Genomic DNA, 23,936 nt, shown 5'->3' with positions numbered 1-23,936 from the left:
CACAAAAGAACCAATCGACATTTTACCAAATCGTTATAAGAAGACGATTAAACACTATCTCCAAAAGTACGGAGCCAAGGTTGAAGTTGTCATTATGGACATGAGTCCCGCATTTAAAGCCGCGGTAATCGCTGCACTTGGAAAACCTGTTATTGTCGCAGATCGATTTCATTTTGTGCGCTATATTTACTGGGCACTTGATGGAGTGCGTAGACGAATACAGTCTACCTGGAATGATTACGATCGTAAGAAATGTAAAAAGATGCGATATGTATTCCATCGGAATTCTCAAAAATTAACCGATGAAGATCGCTGGTATTTAGATCGATATCTCTCCATGTCAGATGAGCTTAAGCAAGCGTATGAGTTGAAAGAAAAGTTTAATGAGTGGTTTGTTCAGGCAAAAGAAAATGGTCCGGAGGAGATTCTCCAGACCAAAGAGCTTTTACAATCATTTTATCAACTCGTTACCCAAACCAATATTCCGGAATTTAACCGTGTCATCAAGACCCTACAGAATTGGCAAATCGAGATCTTAAATAGCTTTGCCTACAATCTCTCGAATGGCTTTCTGGAAGGAATTAATAACCTAACAAAAGTTATAAAGAGAAATGCATTTGGCTTTAGAAGCTTCATGCGATTCCGAGCAAAGATATTATTAACACACAAGTATAAAAAAATAGGATATCACGTTGGATGAGGTGAAGTGATTTTCACTCCACCCCAACATTTGACGGAGAACCATTTTAACAAGCCTAAAGTTAATGCAAATTTGTTTAATGTCTCTTAAAATACTGATGGGTTGAAAGGCTTTCTAAGTAGATAATGAAGATAAAAAAATATATTGCATTTTTGTCGTAAAATGACTCTTTTCGTCAAGAGATTTACATAAATATTTTGGAGTTGAAGGGTCAAGGTAGTGAATGTTCGGCAGTTTTGTTCGAACTTTACAAAACAGGGTTGGTTGTTGAACGAGAGCTGGAAAATTGGGTTGAATACAATAATCCTACATTTCTCCCAAGCCACTTATAGATTAAACCTCTTCAATTGTTATCGTGTTATTACAAATTCAAATGTGACAACCGAGAGGGAATGTTACAATTAATCGTTTGTAAACGCATAACAAAGGAGTTTTGGATATTTTACAGTACAAAAAAAACCACGTAAAAATTGATGCCATCAATATGGGCGAATTTTCAAAGCGGAAATTAGAAAGGCATTGAATAACCTGGTGATTATCGCTGACCAATCTACTGTACAAATGATGGAGTCAAGGGGAGAGTCTACCTTTGACAGGCATTATTTCGTTTGCATAAAATGCAAGAGAATACGGTATGTTTTCTTCTTGGATAGTGAAGTTATAACAGATAATGATAATACCTTAGTATCTTAATCGGTTGCTTTAGATGTCGATAGAACTGTTTAGTTATGAGCTTAAAAAAGTATTTACTTCAAGTGGTTTAAGTAAACAAAGAAAATAAAAAGGAAGGTTGAGACCACAGAGGCACTTCACTGATATTAAGATTGCTTGAACATCAAGGGAATTATCAAGGTAAACTTAGACGTTGAAGAGTGGGAAATCGGAAATTTTCAAAAGCTTTTCCTTTTGATTATTTTTAGAAGATGTCAAATTGGGTAGAGTTAAATAAACACTTCTATTCATTCTACGATTTGATTTAGATCCTAAAATGTGCTTCTTTTTCTAAAGGCCCTATTATATTAAAAATGGTGGGGATATAAAAAAAGTATCAGGTTCTCCAAATCTCTTATTAAAAGAGATATAAGGAGATGTTTGAGTTGCATTCAGTTGAATAGTTTTGTGATTAGTCAAGGCTAGAAGATGTAAATGTAACAAAGGTGGAACTATATGAAGAACGTGTTATCACAAGCAATAGCACGGTAATAAAAGCGTTAAAAATAGAGTGCTGCAAATTAGTACACAGATAAGTGAGAAAATCTTAAACAAATACAAAATAATATTAAAGCAAACAGCGTAATTCATGTATAATAGAATAGAATATATTGGAAAGGGATAGAAGAAAATGAATTTAAATGAATCCATAAGAAAATACATATTGTTAGGAATGGTTGTCTTTGTCATTTTGGGAGTTATTGTTGCAAAGGTTAAGGCAAGTGGCCAAGACGAACAATTTGCTGTAGAAGATACCTTATATCAACAAGCTAGTCAATTGGTCACTTCAGGTAATTATGGTGAAGCAAATCAGAATATAAATGAATTATTAAAAGTACAACCAGAATCAGAGGCAGTCAATTACTTAGGAGGCATAATTGCTATTAACACTGGTGAATATCAAAAGGCAGCCATTTTAATGCAGAAAACATTAGACCTGAATCCATATTTAGTAGAGAATGCTGTATTTATGTTGCAACTGGGAGTGGCGTTATACCACTCTGAACATTATGAGGATGCCAAAGTAGTCTTAAGCAGATGTCAAGAAGCGGGGTGGGAAGCTGAGGAGATACCTAATTATCAATCTATAGTTACAGAATTACTAAATTCAATAATTAATATGTCTTAAGGTAGGTATACATAAATGGCTTCTTTTTATGAGGAACATCTAAGAAAAAATATACTAGTTGATGAAGACGAAAATCGAATGTCACGTACCAATATAGACAAGTGGATTTTTCGTTTATTTCTATTGTTAATTGGTTTTATGCCGTTGGTTGTTATTGGACACATTAAGGAAGTAGTTAGTCCAATAATATCAACTACAGAAATACTAAGCTCAGGTATAAAAGGAGATGTATTTACGCACTATAAATCACTTTTACTTTTAATCATTACAGTAATTTCAGCAATACTCTTTTTAGCGAAGATTTTCTTTATGGACGGAACACTCAGAAAGACAATACTGAATTATTTTTTAGGAATATTTGCAGGAGTTATTATTATTTCAACAATTTTCTCACCAAATATTACAATAGCATTAACTGGCCTGCATGATCGTTCAGATGGAGCCGTTAGTTGGTTATGTTATCTAACACTAATGTTTATAGCAATAAATATAAACTATCCGAAGAAAGCAATTCAAAATGTTGTTTATGCTTTTTCACCATTAATTATAATTAACTTATTCTTAACAACGATGAGTTTTCTCGGAAAAGATTTGATTCAAGTTGGTTGGATTCATAATGGGATTTCTATATTTCTTCCTGAAGGAGTGAGCCCTGGTGAGGGTTCGTTTTTGTTAGGAACTTTAAACCATGGAAACTATTTGAGTGGAATGTTTGCCATTATTACGGTTATGAGTCTTACTGCAGCAATTCTAAGCAAGAACACGATCCATAAAATAGCCTTTTCGGTGTTGTCATTGTTATCTGTATTAATTGTTTTTATGTCCTTATCTACAAGTGGTTTTGTAACAATGATTTGTATGATGCCATTTATTTTATGGCTGATAATTAAATTAGACAAAAAAATCTTTTCAATAATCATATTTCTTATATTTATCGCTTTTTCTACTATTAGTATTCATGCGTTAGCAACACATAACTCTAAAGTATGGGATGAAACTATTGGATTTTTTGTTGATTCAAATCCTTATGGAGAAATAAAGAATGTACCTGTTTCTATAAATAATAATGCTATTAATTCTACGATTTTAGGAAATAAAGTATATGCAGCTGATAGTAGTTTTAAATTGCCCGTCATACCGGAAACAGGGGTAGGTGCAGGTTCGGGTCGACTTTATATTTGGGAATACGTATTTGACTTAGTTAAAGACCGTCCCTTGTTAGGATATGGTTTAGATTCACTCATGTATAACTTCCCACATAATAACATCGATGCGCGAGCAAACTTAGAAACAGAAGACGTCATAGTTGATAAATCGCATAATATGTATGTTGGTGTTTTATATGGAACAGGTATACTGGGCTTTATTGCCTTTATGGGAATCATACTATTGACCTTATTTGAAAGCTTGAAAGAAATTTTCAAATATAAAAGTGCAAATGGAAATATTGCAATTTTCGGTATTGCCTGGTTGGCATTTTTGTTGCAGGCGATGTTTAATGATACGTTAGCTGGGGTTGCTGGTCCGCTTTGGATTACAGCTGGAGTACTACTGGCTTTGATACTTGAAAAAAAGAATAAATTAAGTTATTAAAAAGTGATAAGTGAAATAAAGGAAAAGAGAGATTAAATGATACGTTCGACTTATAATGAAGTTAAATCAATCTATCGTAGTAGGCTACTGATAAAACAGTTCATAAAGCGTGAAATAAGTGAAAGGTACAGAGGATCATATCTAGGTATTTTATGGTCATTTATTACGCCTATGATAATGCTTACAATCTATACTTTTGTTTTTAGTGTAGTATTTAACGCTAAATGGGGAACAACTGCAGAGACAAATAAGTTAGAATTTGCAATGGTCCTTTTTGCCGGACTAATAGTTTTTAATATATTTGCAGAAGTAATCACTAAATCTCCTTCGCTTGTTACAAATAATCCCAACTTTGTAAAAAAAGTAGTTTTTCCTCTTGAGATACTTTCAATAGTTTCATTAGGAGCCTCGTTATTTCAAGCTATAATAAGTTTAGGTATATTATTTCTACTAATGATAATTGTTGGCACTGTTAATTGGACTATTATACTGTTTCCAATTATATTACTTCCGTTCTGCCTTATCACCTTAGGTATTTCTTGGATATTAGCATCGCTAGGGGTATTTATTAAAGACATAGGACTTATAATAAATCTATTAGTATCTGCTTTAATGTTTTTAAGTCCGATATTCTATTCTGTATCTATAATACCTAAAGAGTTTCAAATCATTTATTGGTTTAACCCAATTACTTACGTTGTTGAAGATGCTAGAAGGGTAATTATTTGGGGAGAATTGCCACATTGGAATTGGTTAGGTATAGAAATGTTTATCGGTATTATTGTTGCTTCACTAGGCTATATTTGGTTTAAAAAGACAAGAAAGGGTTTTGCAGATGTCATCTAATGAAGATGCAATAGAAGCTAGTAATTTATCAAAAGTATATCAAATATATGAGAAGCCAGTAGATCGCTTTAAACAATTTTTAGCAACTGGAAAAAAGAAATATTATAGAGAATTTAGTGCCTTACAAAGTATTGACTTTAATGTGAAACGTGGGGAAACAGTAGGAATAATTGGTGTAAATGGTTCGGGGAAAAGTACTTTACTGCAAATGCTTGCTGGGACTTTAGAGCCAACAACTGGGAGTATTCAAGTAAATGGACGCATTGCCGCATTGTTGGAGTTAGGAAGTGGTTTTAACCCAGAATTCACAGGGAGAGAAAATGTTTATCTCAATGGTGCCATTTTAGGTGTATCAAGAGAAGAAATGGTTAGACGATTTGAAGAAATTGAAAAGTTTGCGGATATTGGTGATTTTATTGATCAACCGGTTAAATCATACTCTAGTGGAATGTACATAAGACTTGCTTTTGCAGTTGCCATAAATGTTGATGCTGATATATTAATTGTTGATGAAGCATTAGCAGTCGGTGATGTTTTTTTTCAAGCAAAATGTTATAAAAAAATTGAAGAGTATAAGAATAGAGGGAAAACAATATTATTAGTAACGCATGATTTAGGAAGTGTTATTAAATATTGCAATAAAGTTATTGTATTAAATAAAGGGAAATTAGAAGGAAATGGCAGCCCGAAAGAAATGGTAGATATGTATAAGAAGCTGTTGGTTAGAAAAGATAATAAGAACGATATACCAAAAATTGAGTTAAAGAAAAATCAAACGAACGTATTATCAAGTAGTAAATGGTTAGATTACTATACAATTAATCCCTTCCATGTTGATTATGGTAATTACTATGCAAAAATTATAGATTACGGTATATTTGATGATTTTGGTGAAACTGCTTCTCAAATAGATAAAAATACATCTTTTTCTATTAAGATACGTGTTCAATTCGAACGAGAAATCTGTTTTCCAATTTTTGCATTTACTATAAAAGATTTAAAAGGAACGGAGATAACAGGAACTAATACAATGGTTGAAAGTGCATTGGTCACAAAAGTAAAAAAAGAAGAAATCTTAGAGGTTACTTTTAATCAAAATGTAAATTTGCAGGGTGGAAACTATCTTCTTTCTTTAGGCTGTACAGGTTATGAAGAAGATGAGTTTGTGGTTTATCATAGGCTATACGATATTGTATCATTCCAAGTAATATCAACAAAAAATACAGTAGGTTATTTTGATATGAATTCAAAGATTGAAATATCTACTTTTAATTAGGTGAAACAGATGAATGAACAAGTTGGTAATGTTAAGTTAAATCTTTCTTACTATAAAGGGGAAGACCAGTATAGCGATGGTGATATAGAAGAAGAATTATTAAAGATAGTTAAAGAACACCAAGATTATGAGCAAATAATTGAAAATGATAGTCGATGGCCAATACTTTATCATTTATCAAAGTATAGATCAAACATAATTAGCTGGTTTCCTTTTGAAGGTAATGATAATGTTTTAGAAATAGGTGCTGGGTGTGGTGCAATAACGGAAGAATTGAGTCAACGCGTTGCTAAAGTTACATGTATTGAACTCTCAAAAAGAAGATCTTTAATCAATGCATATCGAAACCCAAATAAATCAAATATTGAGATTATAGTGGGAGACTTCAATGAAATGAAGTTTAATGAAAAATATGATTATATTACTTTAATCGGAGTTTTAGAATATGCACCCTCTTTCTCAAATTCAACAAATCCTTCTCAAATGCTTTTAGAAAATGTGAAAAATTTACTAAAGCCAAATGGTAAACTATTCATTGCGATTGAAAATAAATATGGACTAAAGTACTGGGCTGGGGCCAGAGAAGACCATACTAAAAGATTTTTCGATTCAATTGAAAATTACCCTAATAGTTCGAATGCAAAAACATTTTCAAAAAAAGAATTAAATAGTCTATTAACTGAAGTTGGGTTTAGGAATATTAAATTCTATTATCCAATACCCGATTATAAATTGCCTTTTCAGATCTTTTCGGATGACCGGTTACCTGAGGTAGGTGAGTTGCGAGATTTAATTCATAATTATGATTTGGACCGTCTGCAATTATTCAATGAGGAAATTGTATTTGATTCATTAATAGAGAATGATAATTTCAGTTTTTTCGCAAATTCATTTTTAGTAATTTGCGAACATTGATATGAGGTGAGAGTATGAATATTTTAAGTGTACGTTATAGTGTACATAGAAAAGATATATTTCAAATTAAAACTATAATATTCGAAGATAATGGCCTCAGATATGTAAGTAAACAACCTTATTCTAATTACTCCATTCAACATATATTAAACATCTATTCAAATTATGAATTGCTTAAAACTGCTTCTAAATTGCAATTAGCCCCCCCTAATTTGTTATATGATAAGATAACTTTTCCGTTTGTTGAAGGAGAAAATTTAGCGGTTTTATTGATAAGAATGGTAGTAAAAAAAGATATGAATGGTTTTAAACAGAAATTATTATGGTACAAGTCACTATTAGAGAATGAAGATCAAATTGGCTTCTTTGAAACTGAAGAATTTAAGGAGATATTCGGAGAAGGTTCTTTTTTAACGAACATGCCTTCATTAAAGATTTCAAATATAGATTTGAACTTTGAAAATTTAATCATAGGTAGTAATGGGATAGCTACTGTAATTGATTATGAATGGGTTTTTAAATTTCCAATACCTATCGAATATATTTTGTATCGAGTAATTAAATTATTTGATGAAAAGTATTCTTCATATTTAAACAATTTTATTTCAATTGTAGAGATGTACGCGATAATTGGTATAAACCTGGCAAGAATAGAGATTTATGATCAGATGGAGGAATCATTTAAGAAGTTTGTAGGCGGTGGCCGTAGTTGGTATGAGTATAGAGGAAAGTACCATAAACCAGTTATAAGTATCCAAGATATCACGATTAATGAATTTATAAATCAGCCAAATGATAATGAACAAATTCAAATATTTTGGGATGTAGATAATGGTTTTCTTGAAGAAGAATCAGTTACAAAGGAGATAATTCATGAAACATTTAATGAATATGAATTTGAATTGCCAAGTAGTCCAATAAGAAAATTGAGAATAGATATTGGGTCAATTCTTTCCTATAGCGAAATGGAAGTAAAACTTTATTCTGAACAAAGTGAAGAATATTTAGCAAATAGCATGGTTCACCTTGAAGGTTCGTTACTTATTGAAAAAAATGAGACTATTTTAAAAGTCATAAATATAACTGATGATCCAAAGCTAGTTTTTGAAAATGAGTGTTTATTAAATAAGGGTCCAAAGAAGTTAAAAATCAGTCTATATTTTTCAATAGATAATATTAACGATAAAATTAATAATACAAATCATAAAAATAATATTTTAAAAGAACAAATCCAATATCATCAGGAGTTAAAAATCATTCTGGAAAATAAAGTTCAAAAACAAATAGAATCATTTGAAAAAATAAATGAAGAATTTGAAAATCTAACGGTGCATTATAATAAAATGATATCAACAAAGGGTTGGAAACTCTTGGAGAAAATTAGAAGAATGAATGTAATAAAAAATAAGAATTAGGATTTGAATTACAATGATAAAATATAATATAGAAAGTGATTTACCCCAAATTTTATATAATAATAACTCAAGTTGGTATTTACTAAAAGGTTGGATGTTTGGTGAAGCGGAGATAAGGGAACTCTATGTTTCTATTGGAACATTTAAATTTACTTCTAAAGAATTTAAAATATTCCGACCGGATGTATCAATTTATAATAACTTTCACAAAAACTCCTTTTTCTCTGGTTTTACTATACCAATTCTAATTAATAGCTCTTTTGAAGAAGGTACATATAAAGTAATGATAACTGCTAAATTTAAGAATGGTGACGTTTTGCAGGAAAAATTAAGTAATGTAGATATAAAAAGTTTTAAAACCGAAACGAAAATTGATTTTCCCAGAATATCCGATGTTGTTATTTGTATGGCCACTTATAATCCAGATAGAAGTCGTTTTCTGAATCAAATTGAAAGTATTAAAGCTCAAACGTATACAGATTGGATATGTATATTATGTGATGATGGGTCTCAAGCATTTAAAGTTAATGAGATCAAAAGTATAATTAAAAATGATAATCGATTTATACTGATTGAAAATGAAAATAATCTTGGCTTTTACAATAACTTCGAAAGATGCTTAAGTTATGTTCCTGAATTTGCAAAGTTTGTAGTACTCGCTGACCAAGATGATTATTGGTATCCGTTTAAAATTGAAAAAAGTCTCTCTAAATTTAATGATGATATCCAATTGGTTTATTCTGATATGAGAATTGTTAGAGAAAACCAAGATATCATTCATAATACATATTGGGTAAATCGGAAAAATTACTATAATAGTGAAGATGTAGATTTACTAACAATTGCAAATACTGTAACTGGAGCAGCTTCCATATTTAGAGCTGATTTATTAGATTATTTATTGCCATTTCCTCAAAAAAACGGATCAGTTTTTCATGACCAATGGATAGCTATAATTGCAGCTTTAAAAGGGAAAATAGAATACATCGATGAACCACTTTACGATTATATACAAGGTAATGATAATGTCATCGGGCATACGGATTTCGAGAATAAAAATTTAATAAAAAAATTAAAAGCTTATTTAAGTAAAAGCAATAGAGCTGAAAGTTTAAAATATATGTACTATTTTAAACATAAAAACGGTGAACATATTATAACATTAGCTACTAATGCAAACATTAGGATGATTGAAGATACTAAAGAAAAGAGAATAATGCAAAGAACACTAAGTGGGAAAGGCTTAATGAAAATAAGTTTTAAGGTTTATAGAAAAAAACATACGCTTAATGACTTAAATATAATACTTATGGCTTCGTACTTGTTTAATAAGGTGACGAATCAATTTACAAATCCATTGTCATCATTTTTAGTCAAGAGATATAAAAATAAAAATCACCTCCAAATGAAACAACAAGGATTGCTATCGACAAGTAGTAATAGTAACTCTTCTTTAACAATTGATCCTGCATTAGTCGAATATAAACGTAAGTTTTCAGGAAGAAGATTTAAAGTTAATAGTGACAAAAAAAGATATAATGTTTTAATTTCTAGTATAGATTCAAGGAACTTCTTTGGGGGCTATATTGGAATGTTTAACTTTGCTAAGATTATTTATGAACTTGGAAATAATGTAAGAATCTTAGCTACAGATCAAAAAAGCATTTCCGTTGATGAAGTGAAAAAAATTCAAAATCATGATGAAAACCTCCGTGATTTTATAAGTAATATAGAGATTGAGACATGTTTTTCTGAAAGTGACGAAATTTCCATTTCGTCTGATGATGTTTTTGTGGCAACTTCATGGTGGACAGCACATATTGCAAATGAAGCAATAAAATTTACAAATAATAGTAAGTTTATATATCAAGCACAAGATTACGAACCCATTTTTTATGAACATGGGGGATATCGTGTGCTGGCTGAAGAAAGTTATAAATTAGATTTAATCCCATTGTTCTCTACTGATATTTTACAAAGGTATTTTATTGAAAATAATTTAGTCCGTGATAAAGGAGAATATTTTAATAATCCGGTATTGGATTTTCAATTAACAGTCAATAGTATTGAAGTGAAAAAGAAGAAAAAGCTTCTTTTCTATGCCCGTCCCCAACCTCATAATGCTAGGAATTTGTATCCAATAGGATTATTAGCGATTGATAAAGCTGTTGAGAAAGGTTATTTTTCAGAAAATGAATGGGAAATTTTCGGTATTGGAGGAGATGTTGGGGTGCAGTATTTACCTTCTGGAGCAAAAGTTAGTCATATTGGTAAATTCGATATGAGAAAATACAAAGAAGTGTTACCTCAACACGATTTAGGACTTTCATTGATGGATTCCCCGCATCCAAGTTTATTACCAATTGAAATGGCCTCTGCCGGAATGTTAGTTGTTACAAATACTTATGGAATTAAATCTCAAGAATACTTTTCTAATATTTCAACCAATATTTTAACAACAGAACCATATATTGAAAATATTGCGGATGGATTGATCCTGCAATTACAAAAAATTGATGATGTAAAGAATCGATACGAAGGAAGTAAGGTTAACTGGCCTCATGATTGGATGGAAGCATTAGATGTAGAAAAAGTAAAAAGAATTATTTCCAAAATAGATGCTAATAAATAAACTCATTCTCAGTTTATATAATTTAAGGAGGTATAGTTAAATTTTGAAAGGCATAATCTTAGCTGGCGGTAGTGGAACGCGACTTTATCCACTTACACGCTCAGTATCAAAACAATTATTGCCAATATATGATAAACCAATGATTTACTATCCACTATCTGTACTAATGTTAGCAGGAATCAAGGAAATCTTAATTATTTCAACACCTGAAGATACACCCCGCTTCGAGCAATTATTAGGTAACGGCGAGGAAATAGGAATCTCATTATCCTATGCTGTACAACCTTCTCCAGATGGACTTGCTCAAGCGTTTATTATAGGTGAAGAATTCATTGGTAATGATTCAGTTGCTCTTATTTTAGGTGATAACATATTCTATGGACATGGATTTACTAAAATGCTTGAAAAAGTTGCTCAACAAGAAACTGGAGCAACTGTTTTCGGTTACAATGTTAAAGATCCTGAGCGTTTTGGAGTAGTTGAATTTGATGAAAGTGGAAATGTCCTATCAATTGAAGAAAAACCCGCGGAACCTAAATCAACGTATGCAGTAACTGGTTTATATTTTTATGATAATCGTGTTGTTGAAATTGCCAAGTCAATCACACCTTCAGCTCGTGGTGAACTTGAAATTACCGATGTTAATAAAAAGTATTTAGAGATGGAAGATTTACGAGTAGAACTTCTTGGTCGTGGATTCGCATGGTTAGATACGGGAACCCATGAATCTTTATTGGAAGCTTCAATGTTTATTGAAACGATTGAAAGAAGGCAAAGTCTTAAAGTTGCTTGTTTAGAAGAAATTGCGTACCGGAAAGGGTATATCTCGAGAGAACATCTGCTAAAACTTGCTGAACCATTAAAGAAAAATAATTACGGAACATATATGATTGAATTAGCAAATCGAAAACTGTAAGGGGACTATAGAATGGGATTTATTAAGACAACTTTAAAAAATGCCTATCTTTTCGAACCAAATGTTTTTGGTGACCATCGAGGGTTCTTTATGGAAACTTATAATGATAGAGTGTTTAAGGAAAATGGTTTTAATTTTGAATTTATTCAAGACAATCATTCCATGTCGAGTGAGACTGACACTTTGAGAGGGTTACATTTTCAATTAGAACCTTATGCTCAAACAAAACTAGTACGGGTGACAAAAGGTGCAGTATACGACGTTATCGTTGACATTCGTGAAGGCTCACCAACCTACGGTAAATGGGAAGGGTTTGTTTTATCTGAAGATAATAAACACCAATTGCTGGTTCCCAAAGGATTTGCTCATGGTTATTGCACATTAGTAAAAGACACTGAATTCTTATATAAAGTAGATAATTACTACTCTCCTGAACATGATCGAGGCATAGCTTGGAATGATCCAGCTTTAAATATTAATTGGCCAACAAATAATCCAATTCTCTCTCAAAAGGATAAACATCATCCAGTCCTAAAAGATGCTGGTTGCCTATTTAAATATAACGGTGAGGAATGATAACATTATGAAGATTTTAGTGACTGGTGGCGCGGGGTTTATCGGAAGTAACTTTGTCAATTATATGGTCGGAAGCTATCCTGAATATCAAATTATTAATTTAGATGCACTTACATATGCAGGAAATTTAGAAAATCTTAAGGAATCTGAAGGGAAAAGTAATTATGGTTTTGTAAAAGGGGATATTACAGATCCCACGTTAGTAGATGCACTATTTAAAGAAGGTTTAGATATAGTTGTAAACTTTGCAGCTGAATCACACGTGGACCGAAGCATTACAAACCCAGGAATATTCATTAGTACAAATATTCAAGGAACTCAAGTTCTATTAGACGCAGCAAGAAAACATAAGATTAAAAAATATGTTCAAGTGTCTACTGATGAGGTATATGGTTCTTTAGGGGCTGAAGGTTATTTTACAGAAGAAACACCACTTGCACCAAATAGTCCATATAGTGCAAGTAAAGCTGGTTCAGATTTGCTTGTACAAGCGTATCATGAAACATATGGTTTGCCTGTAAATATTACAAGATGTTCAAATAACTATGGTCCATTTCATTTTCCTGAAAAACTTATTCCTTTAATGATCATCAATGCACTTAATGATAAACCTTTACCGGTTTATGGTGACGGTCAAAATGTTCGAGACTGGTTACATGTGGAGGATCATTGTCGTGCAATCGATCTTGTATTACATAATGGTCGTGTCGGAGAGGTCTATAATGTTGGTGGTCATAATGAAAAAACGAATATTGAGGTTGTGAAAGAAATACTAAAACAGCTTGATAAACCTAAATCGTTAATTAAGTATGTTGACGATCGTTTAGGACATGATCGACGATATGCAATTGACCCCACAAAACTCCAAACAGAGCTTGGCTGGGAACCGAAATATAATTTTGAAACGGGTTTGAAAGATACAGTCAAATGGTATATAGAAAATTCTTCTTGGTGGGAAAATATCCTTTCTGGTGATTATCAACATTATTACGAACAGCAGTATGGTAAGAAGTTGGTTAAGGAATGAATATTCTTGTAACTGGTGCCAACGGACAACTTGGACAAGAATTAGTTCTTCAGTTAAAAAACGTTAAAGTCGAACTCTTCTCGTATTCAAAACATGAGTTAGACATTACAAATTTAGCGAGTGTCTATCGAGTAACAAGAGAAATTCGGCCAGATATTATTATCAATGCTGCTGCGTATACAAAAGTGGATAAGGCAGAGTCTGAAAAAGAATTAGCTTTCAATGTAAATGCCTATGGACAAAGAAATTTAACTATTGCTGCTGAAGAAATCGGGGCAAAGATTTGTTATATCAGTACAGATTATGTTTTTGATGGCTCATCAACTGAGCCCTATGAAGAACACTCAATAGTAAATCCTATAGGTGTCTATGGTAAATCTAAATATTCTGGTGAACAATTAACACAAACCTTAAGCACAAAATATTTCATCGTCCGTACAGCTTGGGTTTATGGAGAATATGGTCCGAATTTTGTTAAAACTATGTTAAGGTTAGCAGAAGAAAAGACTGAACTGGGTGTAGTAAATGATCAAATAGGTTCCCCAACATATACTGTGGATTTAGCTGCTTTTGTAATAGAGCTTGTAATGACGGATCGATACGGAATTTACCATTGCACAAATAGCGGTACTTGTTCATGGTATGAATTTGCAAAAGCGATTTTTGAAGAAGTCGGCAAACAAATTAATTTAAAACCGTTAGCTACAGATCAATATCCAACACCTGCTAAAAGACCAAACTATTCAGTATTAGCGGATACAGCTTTAATAGCAAATGGATTCTCTCCAATGCGTCATTGGAGAGAGGGGTTAACAGATTTCTTGAATAAATTTCAAAAATAACAATCTCAGATTGTTATTTTTATTTTGGTTATATACAATGAAGAGGATTAGCATAAGGAGGATAATATGTTTCCGTCAATTAGTGTTCAAATAGTAACTTTTAATAACGAAAAAGACATCTTAGCATGTTTAAACTGTTTGGATTCTCAAACATATCCTATTCAAAAAGTAATTATTATTGATAATAATTCACAGGACAAGACTCTTGAGGTAATAAAGAATCTCGAAGATTTACATATTATTAAGAATAATAGTAATAACGGATTTGCAGGCGGTCATAATCAAGGAATTCAATTTACAAGATCCGATTATGTACTAGTACTGAATCCAGATGTTCGTTTACATCAAGATTATATTAAAAACATAATAAATTATATGGAAAAAGATCATAATGTGGGTATGGTGAGCGGAAAACTTTATAGAAATATAGAAAAGCGAATTTTAGATAGTACAGGTATTAGCATTAAGAAAAACCGTCGGGCTTTTGACAGGGGTTCTGGAGAAGTGGATGTTAAACAATATGATTTTTCGACCGATATATTTGGAGTATCAGGAGCGGCGGCAATCTATAGACGTGAGATGATAGAAGATGTTTCGTTAGAAAATCAATTTTTTGATGAAACATTCTTTGCTTATAAAGAAGATGTTGACGTTAGTTGGAGAGCACAGTTACTTGGTTGGAAGTCCGCATTTGTTCCAATTGCCATCGCAGAACACGAAAGAGGTTGGCAGGATAAAAAAAAGAGAAGTGAAATATCTTTATTCATCCGCAAGAAGTCCTATATTAATAGATATTATTACTTATTGAAAAATGATAAATTCCCTTATTTTATTTTACATTTGCCAATTATTCTTGCCTACGAAATCCCTAGTTTTTTATATGCCTTAATCAAAGAACCCAAATTACTAGGGTCATGGATATCCTTTAAGTTAGAATATAAGTCAATGCTCAATAAAAGAAAAGTAGCTATGAAGAAGAAGACTGTTGAAGATAGAGAAATTTATTCATACTTTAGAGGTATTTGGTGAAAGGTGGTAGTATAATGGACCTTAGTATTATTATCGTTAACTATAATACTAAATTACTAACGCTTAAATGTATTGAATCTATATATAGATCCAAATTGAACTACCTTTTTGAAATTTTTGTTGTAGATAATCATTCTTCCGATAATTCAGTTAACACAATAAAAGAAACCTTTCCGAAAGTAAAAGTCATTGAAAATAGAGAAAATGTAGGTTTTTCGAAAGCGAATAACCAAGCAATTAAGGTTTCAAAAGGAAGATATATTTTATTGTTAAATTCTGATACAATTGTCCATGAAACGACAATATCTACCATTATTCAATTTATGGATGATCACCAAGATGCCGGGGCAACTGGATGTAAAGTAGTTTTACCTGATGGTTCATTAGACAAAGCCTGTCATAGAGGTTTCCCAACCCCAACCGCATCCTTCTATTATATGACCGGTTTAGCTAAGAAGTTTCCGAAAAGCCCTAAATATAATCGTTATCATAAAAGCTATTTAAATATGAACAAGACACATGAAATCGATTGTTTAGTTGGGGCATTTATGATGGTTCGTAGAAGGATAATTGACGAAATTGGATTGTTGGATGAAGAATTCTTTATGTACGGTGAAGATATTGATTGGTGTTATAGAATAAAAGAAACCGGATGGAAAATTTATTATTGTCCGCATGTATCGATTGTACATTATAAAGGGGCAAGTAGCAGGAAGAAGCCTACTAAAATAGTATATGAGTTTCATAGGGCAATGTATATATTTCATCAAAAGCATTTTGCAAAGAAAAATAATGTTTTTATTAATTCTATAGTCTATACAGGAATAGCACTAAAGTTTACTACTGCACTCGCTTTAAACATATTAAAAAGAGCTCGTAATTCAAAATCTATCACAAATTAAGGTGAGTTTATGATCAGAGGAAGAGAAAAATTTTTGTCAAAGCTGTATATTTTAGTAGATTTCATTTTTATACAAGTTGCATTCCTTTTAGCTTGGGTTTTAAGATTTTACATTGAAGATGATGTTGCAAAAGGTTCATATTTATCAATTACAACATACTTTACTTGGAATATTGTATACACTTTTATTTATGTAATAGGATCTTTTTTATTTAAACAGTATGCCCCAAAGAGAAAAATGAAGTATGCAACAGAGGTCCTTAAAATTATTCAAGCACATGTGCTTAGTATGTTTATTCTTATTGGATTGCTTTTTACATTTAAAATTATTGATATTTCTCGACTGTTTTTAATTTATTTTTTAATCATAAGTATCATCATAAGTATTATTTATCGTTACATTGTTAAACAAATGTTAAGAAACTTACGAAGTAAGGGTTTTAATAAACACTTTGTTTTAATTGTTGGTGCAGGTAAGATTGGCACAAATTATGTGGAAAATTTATATAATCATCCTGAGTACGGGTTACATGTATTAGGTTTTTTAGATGATAGTAAAACTGAAGGATATTTTGATGGAAATCAGAATGTAAACATAATCGGTAAATTGAATGATTTGGAGAAGGTTTTATCTGAGAAGCTAATAGATGAGGTGATTGTTGCACTTCCTATTTCCGCTTATCAAAAATATAAGAGTATTATTTCAATTTGTGAAAAAGCCGGAGTAAGAGTTTCAATTGTTGCAGATTTTTATGATATTTTGCCTGCTAATCCGCACTTTGAACAATTTGGCGATTTACAAATTATTAATGCTAGAAGTGTACCACTAGATGAATATGTAAACAAAGTGCTAAAACGAGCATTGGATATTGTATTTTCGTTAATAGCAATTATAATTACATCTCCTTTACTAATTGTTATATCAATTGGATTGAAATTAACATCTTCTGGCCCAATATTGTTCAAACAAGAGCGTGTTGGTTTAAATCGAAGAACTTTTATTATGTATAAGTTTCGTTCTATGAGAATCATGGAGGAAGATTCTTCAAATACCCAGTGGACAGTTAAAAATGACCCACGACGAACGAAATATGGTTCATTTTTAAGAAAAACGAGTTTAGACGAATTACCACAATTTTTTAATGTTCTTAAAGGAGATATGAGTGTTGTTGGTCCCCGACCAGAAAGACCATTTTTTGTGAATCAGTTTAAAGAGGAAATTCCAAAATATATGATTAAACATCAAGTGCGACCTGGTATTACTGGATGGGCCCAAGTATGTGGATTACGGGGAGATACATCCATTATAGATCGTGTTGATCATGACATCTTTTATTTAGAGAATTGGACGATATTATTCGATATTAAAATTATATATAAAACAATTATTAATGGTTTTATAAACAAGAATGCCTATTAATAGAAAACCCTAACGTATCGGAGGCAAAATAACATGATCCTAGTGGTTGGCGGTGCAGGATATATTGGGAGTCATTTTGTAAAAGAACTTGTAAATAACTATGAAGTTGTCGTGTTAGATAATCTAAGTAGTGGTCACCGTTGGGCAGTCGACAATCGAGCCATTTTCGTTGAAGGAGATTTAGGTGATTTTAGTACGGTGCAAAAAGTCTTTGAAACATTTAAAATTGATGCTGTTGTTCACTTTGCTGCATTTAGCCTTGTTGGAGAATCCGAAGAAAATCCATTGAAGTATTACCATAATAATGTGTCATGTACGTTAGAACTATTAAAAGCAATGCAAAAGAACGGGATTGATAAGTTTATATTTTCATCAACAGCAGCTGTTTATGGTACTCCTAATGTTGATGCAATTGATGAAAACACACCTATTAACCCTATTAATCCATATGGACGATCAAAATGGATGGTTGAACAAATACTAAATGACTTCGCACAAAGTTATGGTATGAAGTACGTTACGCTGCGTTACTTTAATGCAGGAGGGGCTCATGATTCCTCAATAATAGGTGAGGATCATGACCCCGAAACGCACTTAATCCCAATCGTGTTGAGGCATTTATTAGGACAAACGGAATTAGTCTCTGTTTTTGGAACGGATTACGACACACAGGACGGAACTTGTATACGTGATTATATTCATGTTTCGGATTTAGCTAAAGCTCATTTACTTGCTTTGTATGCTATGTTAGAAGGTGAGTTAAAGACGGCTACTTATAATTTAGGAAATGGAAATGGCTATTCCGTCAAGGAAATTATTAGGACATGTGAAAAAGTAACAGGATTAAAAGCAAATATTAAGTTTGCTGATCGACGAATGGGAGATCCAGCAAGATTAGTAGCAAATTCCGGTAAAATATATCAAGATTTAGGTTGGAAAGCAGTTAATGATATTGAGGAAATAATAGAGAGCGCATGGAAATGGCATAAGTCTAAAGAGTTAATACACTCGGTCTGATACTAAGTAAATGCCAGAGAACAATAGAACTGTCGGGTACCATGGAAATTAACTCTACAGGTAACAACAAATCAAGACTATTCTAGTATTGTTTTTGGTAATCCATTACTGAAATAAATCTAGCATATTAACTAAGCACCTCTAACCAGGTGCTTTTTTATTTGCCAAATTGTCGAAACCTGCGGTAATGATTTCAGGGAACCATTTCAAGTTAAATGTTCAGAGAATACAAGATATAGCACCCGAAGGATTTTCCTTTGGGGTTTTATTAAAGAAGCGAGAGAAGTAGAATTATAGCGGAAGACTTTAAAGGGTCCTATTTAAAATAATACAGGAATAATACTAAGACTTTTATTAAATTGGTCGATAATTATTAAAAGGGGTTGAAATTTTGAAACAAATAAATATTGGAATAATTGTAGGCGTGTTAATGTTTTCGGGAATTGAAAATGACAAGGTGTTAGCTAAAATAGATGAAAAGAAACAAATGATTATTGTTTTTGATGAAGAGTTAAGTAAGGTTGAAATAGATAAGACAATTACTGATGTTGGTGGAGAAGTCACAGAAACATATGATGAAGTTGGAGTGGCAAAAGTCGAGATTGCGTCCGAATCAATTGATGAACTACTAAATGATACCTCAGTTAAATATGTAGAAGAAGATATTATTCTAAAGCAAAGTGCTCAAATTGAAGACTACGGTATTCAAACTACTAAAATTCCAAATGCCTGGAATTCAGGATATACAGGTAGAGGTGTGAAAATTGCTGTTGTAGATTCTGGAATTGCTTTGCATAATGATCTTTTTATTTCCGGTGGAGTATCTACTGTCGATTACACGTCTTCCTATATAGATGATCAGGGTCACGGAACACATGTGGCAGGCATTATTGGAGCACGAAATAATAGTTATGGAGTCAAAGGTGTCGCTTACGAGTCTGATATATATGCAGTTAAATCATTTAATCAAGATGGCGAAGCATTTTTGTCTGATATCATTGAAGGAATAGATTGGGCTATAGAAAATGATATGGATATCATTAATTTAAGTGCAGGTACCCAGACTGCGTCTTCCGCTTTTCATGCTGTCATGGACAAAGCTTATAACAGTGGTTTACTAATAGTTTCAGCAGCAGGAAATGACGGTAATATTGATGGATCAGGTGATACGGTTGATTTTCCTGCTCGTTATGATTCAGTCATTGGTGTATCTGCATTGGATAGTTATTTAAACCGAGCTGACTTCTCCTCTACCGGTTCAATGGTAGAAATTGCGGCTCCAGGAGTTCGAATATTAAGCACTTATTTAGATAATCAATATGCTTACATTAGTGGCACTTCCATGGCAGCCCCTTATGTATCAGGCGAACTTGCTCTAATGATCCAAGCATATCCTCATTTAAGTAATAAAGAAATTCGTAAAGTAATGATTGAGCATACGATGGACTTAGGACAGAGTGGAAGAGATGCTTTTTATGGATATGGTTTAATGCAGGCTTCTTCTTTTACTCAACCTATTAATATAATTGAAGAAAACCCAGTAACTAGTTTAATAGTAAGTAAAACTAATATATTTGGAATGCCTTCTGATAATGTAAGTATCTCTGCATTTGCCACTTATAAAAATGGTGAAACAAAAGATGTATCTAGTTCAGCGACATGGACCACAGCAGATAGGAGTATTGCAACGGTTACTAGTGGACAAATAGTCATGGGGAATTACGGAAGCACGACAGTGACTGTTAATTTTGGAGGACAATCTGCAATTATTACTATTAACGTGATTTCGGAAGAGAATCCAGTTGTAAAACTAGAAACTGATAAATCAAATATTTTAGGAACACCAGGAGACTTTATGCAAGTAACAGCTATGGCTACATTCAAGAGTGGAGAAAGTGAAGTTGTGACGGATGAGGCCCAGTGGAGATCTGAAAACGAGAGTGTGGCTACAGTATCAGATGGTAGAATAGATTTCGTTAATTATGGAATTACAACGATCAACGTGACATACAAAGAACATACTTCTGCGATCATGGTCAATATCCCTAATCCTCAAACTAAACCAATAGGTGAAAATTTTAAAGACATCACTTCGTTTTATGAACCAGCAGTAGACTATTTAATACGACAACAAATTACCAGTGGTCTTTCAGAAAATGAATTTGGTGTAAAAAGAAATATTATTAGAGCTGATGCTGCTATATGGTTAGCGAAAGAACTCAAATTAAATATAGCAGAAGCACCAGCTTCTGGTTTTGTAGATGTTCCGAAGCGTGCAATTGGTGCAGTAAATGCACTTAAACAAGCTGGTATAGTAGGTGGGAAGAGTAAAACGTTATTTGGTGCCAATGATAATTTATCCCGGGGTGAAGTAGCTATTATTTTACAAAGAGCTTATGGATTAACTTATACGGGCACTTCATCTAAATTTACTGATGTATCTTCTCGCTATAAAGATGCGGTGAATGCTTTGGTGGACAACAATGTAACTGATGGAATTTCATCAACAAAATTTGGTGTAACATCAAATATTACTAGAGGTCAACTTGCTGTGTTTATGTATCGACTTTCTGAAAACTAGAAGAAGTTTTAGTGTTACAAATATTGTTGAATTTTTATAAAAATACATTTTTTATTTATAAATAAAGCCAAGCAGTTAGGGGTTTAATACCCATAGCTGCTTGGCTTTTTTTAGTTATTATTAAATTAGTATTAGTTAGGAACGTTAACTTTAATAGTTTGTGAAGCAAATACATTGTTGTTGCCTTCAACTTTAGCAGTTACAACGATTGTACCTTCAGATCCTGCAGCAACATTTGTCGCAGTGATTGAACCTGCATTAATTGCAAGTGCTGTTAAATCAGCTTGTACACCAGAGTAAATTGCTTGAAGTGAACCCAATTTAATGTCATCAGCAGTTAATCCAGCAGTTGTACCTTTTACATCGATGAAGATTGTTCCTGCTGCATCAATTTCCGCTTTGTAGTCAGTAGAAGATAATGTAATACCTTCTGCTTTTAATACTTGAGCGTTTAATGCTCCAGCAGTTTTTACTTCTTCAACTTCTTCAAAATTGATAGCTGTAATTGAAGGAGTTGTATCAGTTACAGTTACTAGAGTTGAAGCTCTAGTCACACCACCTTCTTTTATTACAAGGTTAGCTGTACCAGCATCGATACCAGTAACCGTGATGTTTCCATTTGCAGCTACAGATACCGTTGCAACATCAGTGTTTGAAGAAGAAACAGTGTATTTTGTTCCAGCTACTGCATTGTTAGTGAAGTCTGTTTCAGCGCCAATTAAGAATCCTTCAGCGTTGTATTTATTCCATACAACTTGAACACTTTGATCTTCAGATCCTTTGATAACATCTAATGCTAAGTCAGCAGAAGGAGATACTGTCTCTAGTTTACGTGAAGCTACAACAGCATCATCTGATACTAGAACATTTACAGACTTAAGTGTAGTGGTGCCAACTTTAAGGTCAAGTACAGTTGTACCTTTTGTTAATGCAGTTACTGTTTCAGTCGCTTTACCATCAACAAATGTTAGAGTTGAAGAGCCGTTTGCAATTGCAGCGTTTGCAGATACTACTGAAAGATCTCCTTCAAATTCATCTCCGAATTGATCTACCACTGTGAAATCAACGGCTTGAGTTTTTGTTGCAAGCAATTTTACTTCTGAAGTAGTAGCAGTTGCAGAATCAGCTTTACGAGCTTCAGATACTACAGTCAATGGTACTGATACAGTTGCTTCGTCTACAGAAGCAGTGATAGTTACTGTCCCTGCTTGAATAGGTGTTACTTCACCAGTAGTTGCATTTACTGAAGCAACTGATGGATTAGAAGATTTATAAGTAACAGTTGTTGGATTGTTTACAGTTGCACCACTTAGAGTAGTAGCTTTAGTTGCAACAACGTCTACTGTACCGTCTTGTACAGATACTTTTCCGCTAGTAACTTTTACATCGCCTTGATTAATTGTTACATCAGAAAGACCAGTAATGAATGTATCGAAATCTAAAACTTCAACTTTAGAAAGCTCAGATTCATAGCTTACGCCATCTTTAGTGATGACTACTTTGTATGAGAAATCAGCAGTTAGAGCAGATTCTTTTAATTCACCAGTTGCAGCATCTTGGATAACTGCATTATTTGTAGATTGGAAGTCTACTGCATATCCTGCATCAACTAAAGATTTAACACTAGCAGTTTTGCCACCGTTTATTGTAAAACCAAGGAATTGACCATCTGTGTCGTTATCAACACGAGTAGTTGTTGCATCAACTGAAGAAACTTCAACTACAGCGTTAGCTGTTTCAGCTTTGTAAACAAAGATTGCGAAGTCTCCACGTTTAATCGCATCACCCGTACCAAATTGTGTAACTGTTTTACCAGAAGTGATCCCAGCTTCAACAAACCCAGCAACTGCTTCAGCATAACGAGAATTCACGTCAGTGAATTTTAATTTAGAAACATCACCTTTTAAGTTGTATGCTTTTGCGTTAGCCATGATTAAAGCAACTTCACCACGAGTTAATTCATCTTCAAAACCAAATCTTGTAGTTGTTTTACCATTAATAATCCCAGCTGCTTTTAATGAATTAATCGCAAGTGCTGCACGTTTTGGAACATCAGAAAAACCAGATTCTGCAGCATTTTTGTCATCGTTTAATCCTAAAGCGTTAGCAAGAATAATTGCAGCATCGCCACGTTTGATTGTTTGTTGTACACCATATTGTGTTTCAGTTAAACCTTTTGAAAGGTTTTCAGAAACTAAGTAATCTACTGCTTCTTGGTACTTTGTTCCAACATCTGAAAATGCTGCCGTTGATGCGTCATTAGCTGATGCAACTGGAACGATTGCAGATGCAACCAAAGTTGCAGTAGCTGCTGAAGCAACGAATTTAGAATAATTCTTGTATTTGTAAGACATTAATATTTCCTCCTATGTACCGCCATTTAAGGTGGCTTGCTTTTAGATGAACATTC

18 protein-coding genes are annotated in these 23,936 nt (G+C 32.8%); 17 read left to right on the top strand and 1 reads right to left on the bottom strand.

The window, feature by feature from the left end:
* The 17 genes from AC3EA5_RS10765 to AC3EA5_RS10685 form a co-directional block, all read left to right on the top strand.
* Window positions 1–700 (top strand): ISL3 family transposase (locus AC3EA5_RS10765; RefSeq protein ID WP_488608343.1); only part of this gene is annotated, 700 nt, incomplete at its 5' end.
* A gap of 1,342 nt (window positions 701–2,042) precedes the next feature.
* A complete protein-coding gene (locus AC3EA5_RS10760) occupies window positions 2,043–2,540 on the top strand; it encodes a tetratricopeptide repeat protein (RefSeq protein WP_488608342.1) in 498 nt (165 codons plus the stop codon).
* A 15-nt stretch (window positions 2,541–2,555) separates the two neighbouring features.
* Complete coding sequence (locus tag AC3EA5_RS10755) at window positions 2,556–4,133, top strand: O-antigen ligase family protein (protein WP_488608341.1); 1,578 nt, start codon at window positions 2,556–2,558, stop codon at window positions 4,131–4,133.
* Window positions 4,134–4,169: 36 nt separating this feature from the next.
* Window positions 4,170–4,979 (top strand): ABC transporter permease, encoded by an 810-nt coding sequence (locus AC3EA5_RS10750; RefSeq protein WP_488608340.1) that lies wholly within the window; start codon window positions 4,170–4,172, stop codon window positions 4,977–4,979.
* On the top strand, window positions 4,969–6,255 hold the full coding sequence (locus AC3EA5_RS10745) for an ABC transporter ATP-binding protein (protein ID WP_488608339.1): 1,287 nt from the start codon (window positions 4,969–4,971) through the stop codon (window positions 6,253–6,255). Before AC3EA5_RS10750 ends, AC3EA5_RS10745 begins: the two co-directional genes overlap by 11 nt.
* A gap of 9 nt (window positions 6,256–6,264) precedes the next feature.
* Complete coding sequence (locus AC3EA5_RS10740) at window positions 6,265–7,170, top strand: class I SAM-dependent methyltransferase (protein ID WP_488608338.1); 906 nt, start codon at window positions 6,265–6,267, stop codon at window positions 7,168–7,170.
* 14 nt (window positions 7,171–7,184) lie between these two features.
* A complete protein-coding gene (locus tag AC3EA5_RS10735) occupies window positions 7,185–8,585 on the top strand; it encodes a hypothetical protein (protein WP_488608337.1) in 1,401 nt (466 codons plus the stop codon).
* A gap of 13 nt (window positions 8,586–8,598) precedes the next feature.
* Window positions 8,599–11,217 carry a rhamnosyltransferase WsaF family glycosyltransferase gene (locus AC3EA5_RS10730; RefSeq protein WP_488608336.1) on the top strand — a complete coding sequence of 873 codons (2,619 nt, stop codon included), beginning with the start codon at window positions 8,599–8,601 and terminating at the stop codon, window positions 11,215–11,217.
* A gap of 43 nt (window positions 11,218–11,260) precedes the next feature.
* Window positions 11,261–12,133 carry a glucose-1-phosphate thymidylyltransferase RfbA gene (rfbA, locus tag AC3EA5_RS10725; protein WP_488608335.1) on the top strand — a complete coding sequence of 291 codons (873 nt, stop codon included), beginning with the start codon at window positions 11,261–11,263 and terminating at the stop codon, window positions 12,131–12,133.
* Window positions 12,134–12,145: 12 nt separating this feature from the next.
* Complete coding sequence (rfbC, locus tag AC3EA5_RS10720; protein ID WP_488608334.1) at window positions 12,146–12,709, top strand: dTDP-4-dehydrorhamnose 3,5-epimerase; 564 nt, start codon at window positions 12,146–12,148, stop codon at window positions 12,707–12,709.
* A gap of 7 nt (window positions 12,710–12,716) precedes the next feature.
* A complete protein-coding gene (rfbB, locus tag AC3EA5_RS10715; protein WP_488608333.1) occupies window positions 12,717–13,736 on the top strand; it encodes a dTDP-glucose 4,6-dehydratase in 1,020 nt (339 codons plus the stop codon).
* The gene (gene rfbD / locus AC3EA5_RS10710) at window positions 13,733–14,578 is read left to right on the top strand and encodes a dTDP-4-dehydrorhamnose reductase (RefSeq protein ID WP_488608332.1); all 846 of its coding nucleotides are present in this window, start codon (window positions 13,733–13,735) and stop codon (window positions 14,576–14,578) included. Before rfbB ends, rfbD begins: the two co-directional genes overlap by 4 nt.
* A gap of 66 nt (window positions 14,579–14,644) precedes the next feature.
* Window positions 14,645–15,607 (top strand): glycosyltransferase family 2 protein, encoded by a 963-nt coding sequence (locus AC3EA5_RS10705; RefSeq protein WP_488608331.1) that lies wholly within the window; start codon window positions 14,645–14,647, stop codon window positions 15,605–15,607.
* 14 nt (window positions 15,608–15,621) lie between these two features.
* Window positions 15,622–16,509, top strand: coding sequence for a glycosyltransferase family 2 protein (locus AC3EA5_RS10700; RefSeq protein ID WP_488608330.1), 888 nt, complete (start codon window positions 15,622–15,624; stop codon window positions 16,507–16,509).
* A 9-nt stretch (window positions 16,510–16,518) separates the two neighbouring features.
* Complete coding sequence (locus AC3EA5_RS10695; protein WP_488608329.1) at window positions 16,519–17,928, top strand: undecaprenyl-phosphate glucose phosphotransferase; 1,410 nt, start codon at window positions 16,519–16,521, stop codon at window positions 17,926–17,928.
* A gap of 33 nt (window positions 17,929–17,961) precedes the next feature.
* On the top strand, window positions 17,962–18,945 hold the full coding sequence (gene galE / locus AC3EA5_RS10690) for a UDP-glucose 4-epimerase GalE (protein WP_488608328.1): 984 nt from the start codon (window positions 17,962–17,964) through the stop codon (window positions 18,943–18,945).
* A gap of 430 nt (window positions 18,946–19,375) precedes the next feature.
* On the top strand, window positions 19,376–21,526 hold the full coding sequence (locus AC3EA5_RS10685; protein ID WP_488608327.1) for a S8 family peptidase: 2,151 nt from the start codon (window positions 19,376–19,378) through the stop codon (window positions 21,524–21,526).
* A 131-nt stretch (window positions 21,527–21,657) separates the two neighbouring features.
* Here AC3EA5_RS10685 and AC3EA5_RS10680 read toward each other — a convergent pair whose 3' ends face one another.
* Window positions 21,658–23,880, bottom strand: a complete 2,223-nt coding sequence (locus tag AC3EA5_RS10680) for an Ig-like domain-containing protein (RefSeq protein WP_488608326.1) — start codon at window positions 23,878–23,880, stop codon at window positions 21,658–21,660.
* Window positions 23,881–23,936 lie beyond the last annotated feature (56 nt).

The sequence above is a fragment of the Paenisporosarcina sp. genome, from assembly GCF_057785155.1.
The sequence above is the reverse complement of the archived record's forward strand: the minus strand, read 5'-3'. Positions and strand labels throughout refer to the sequence as shown.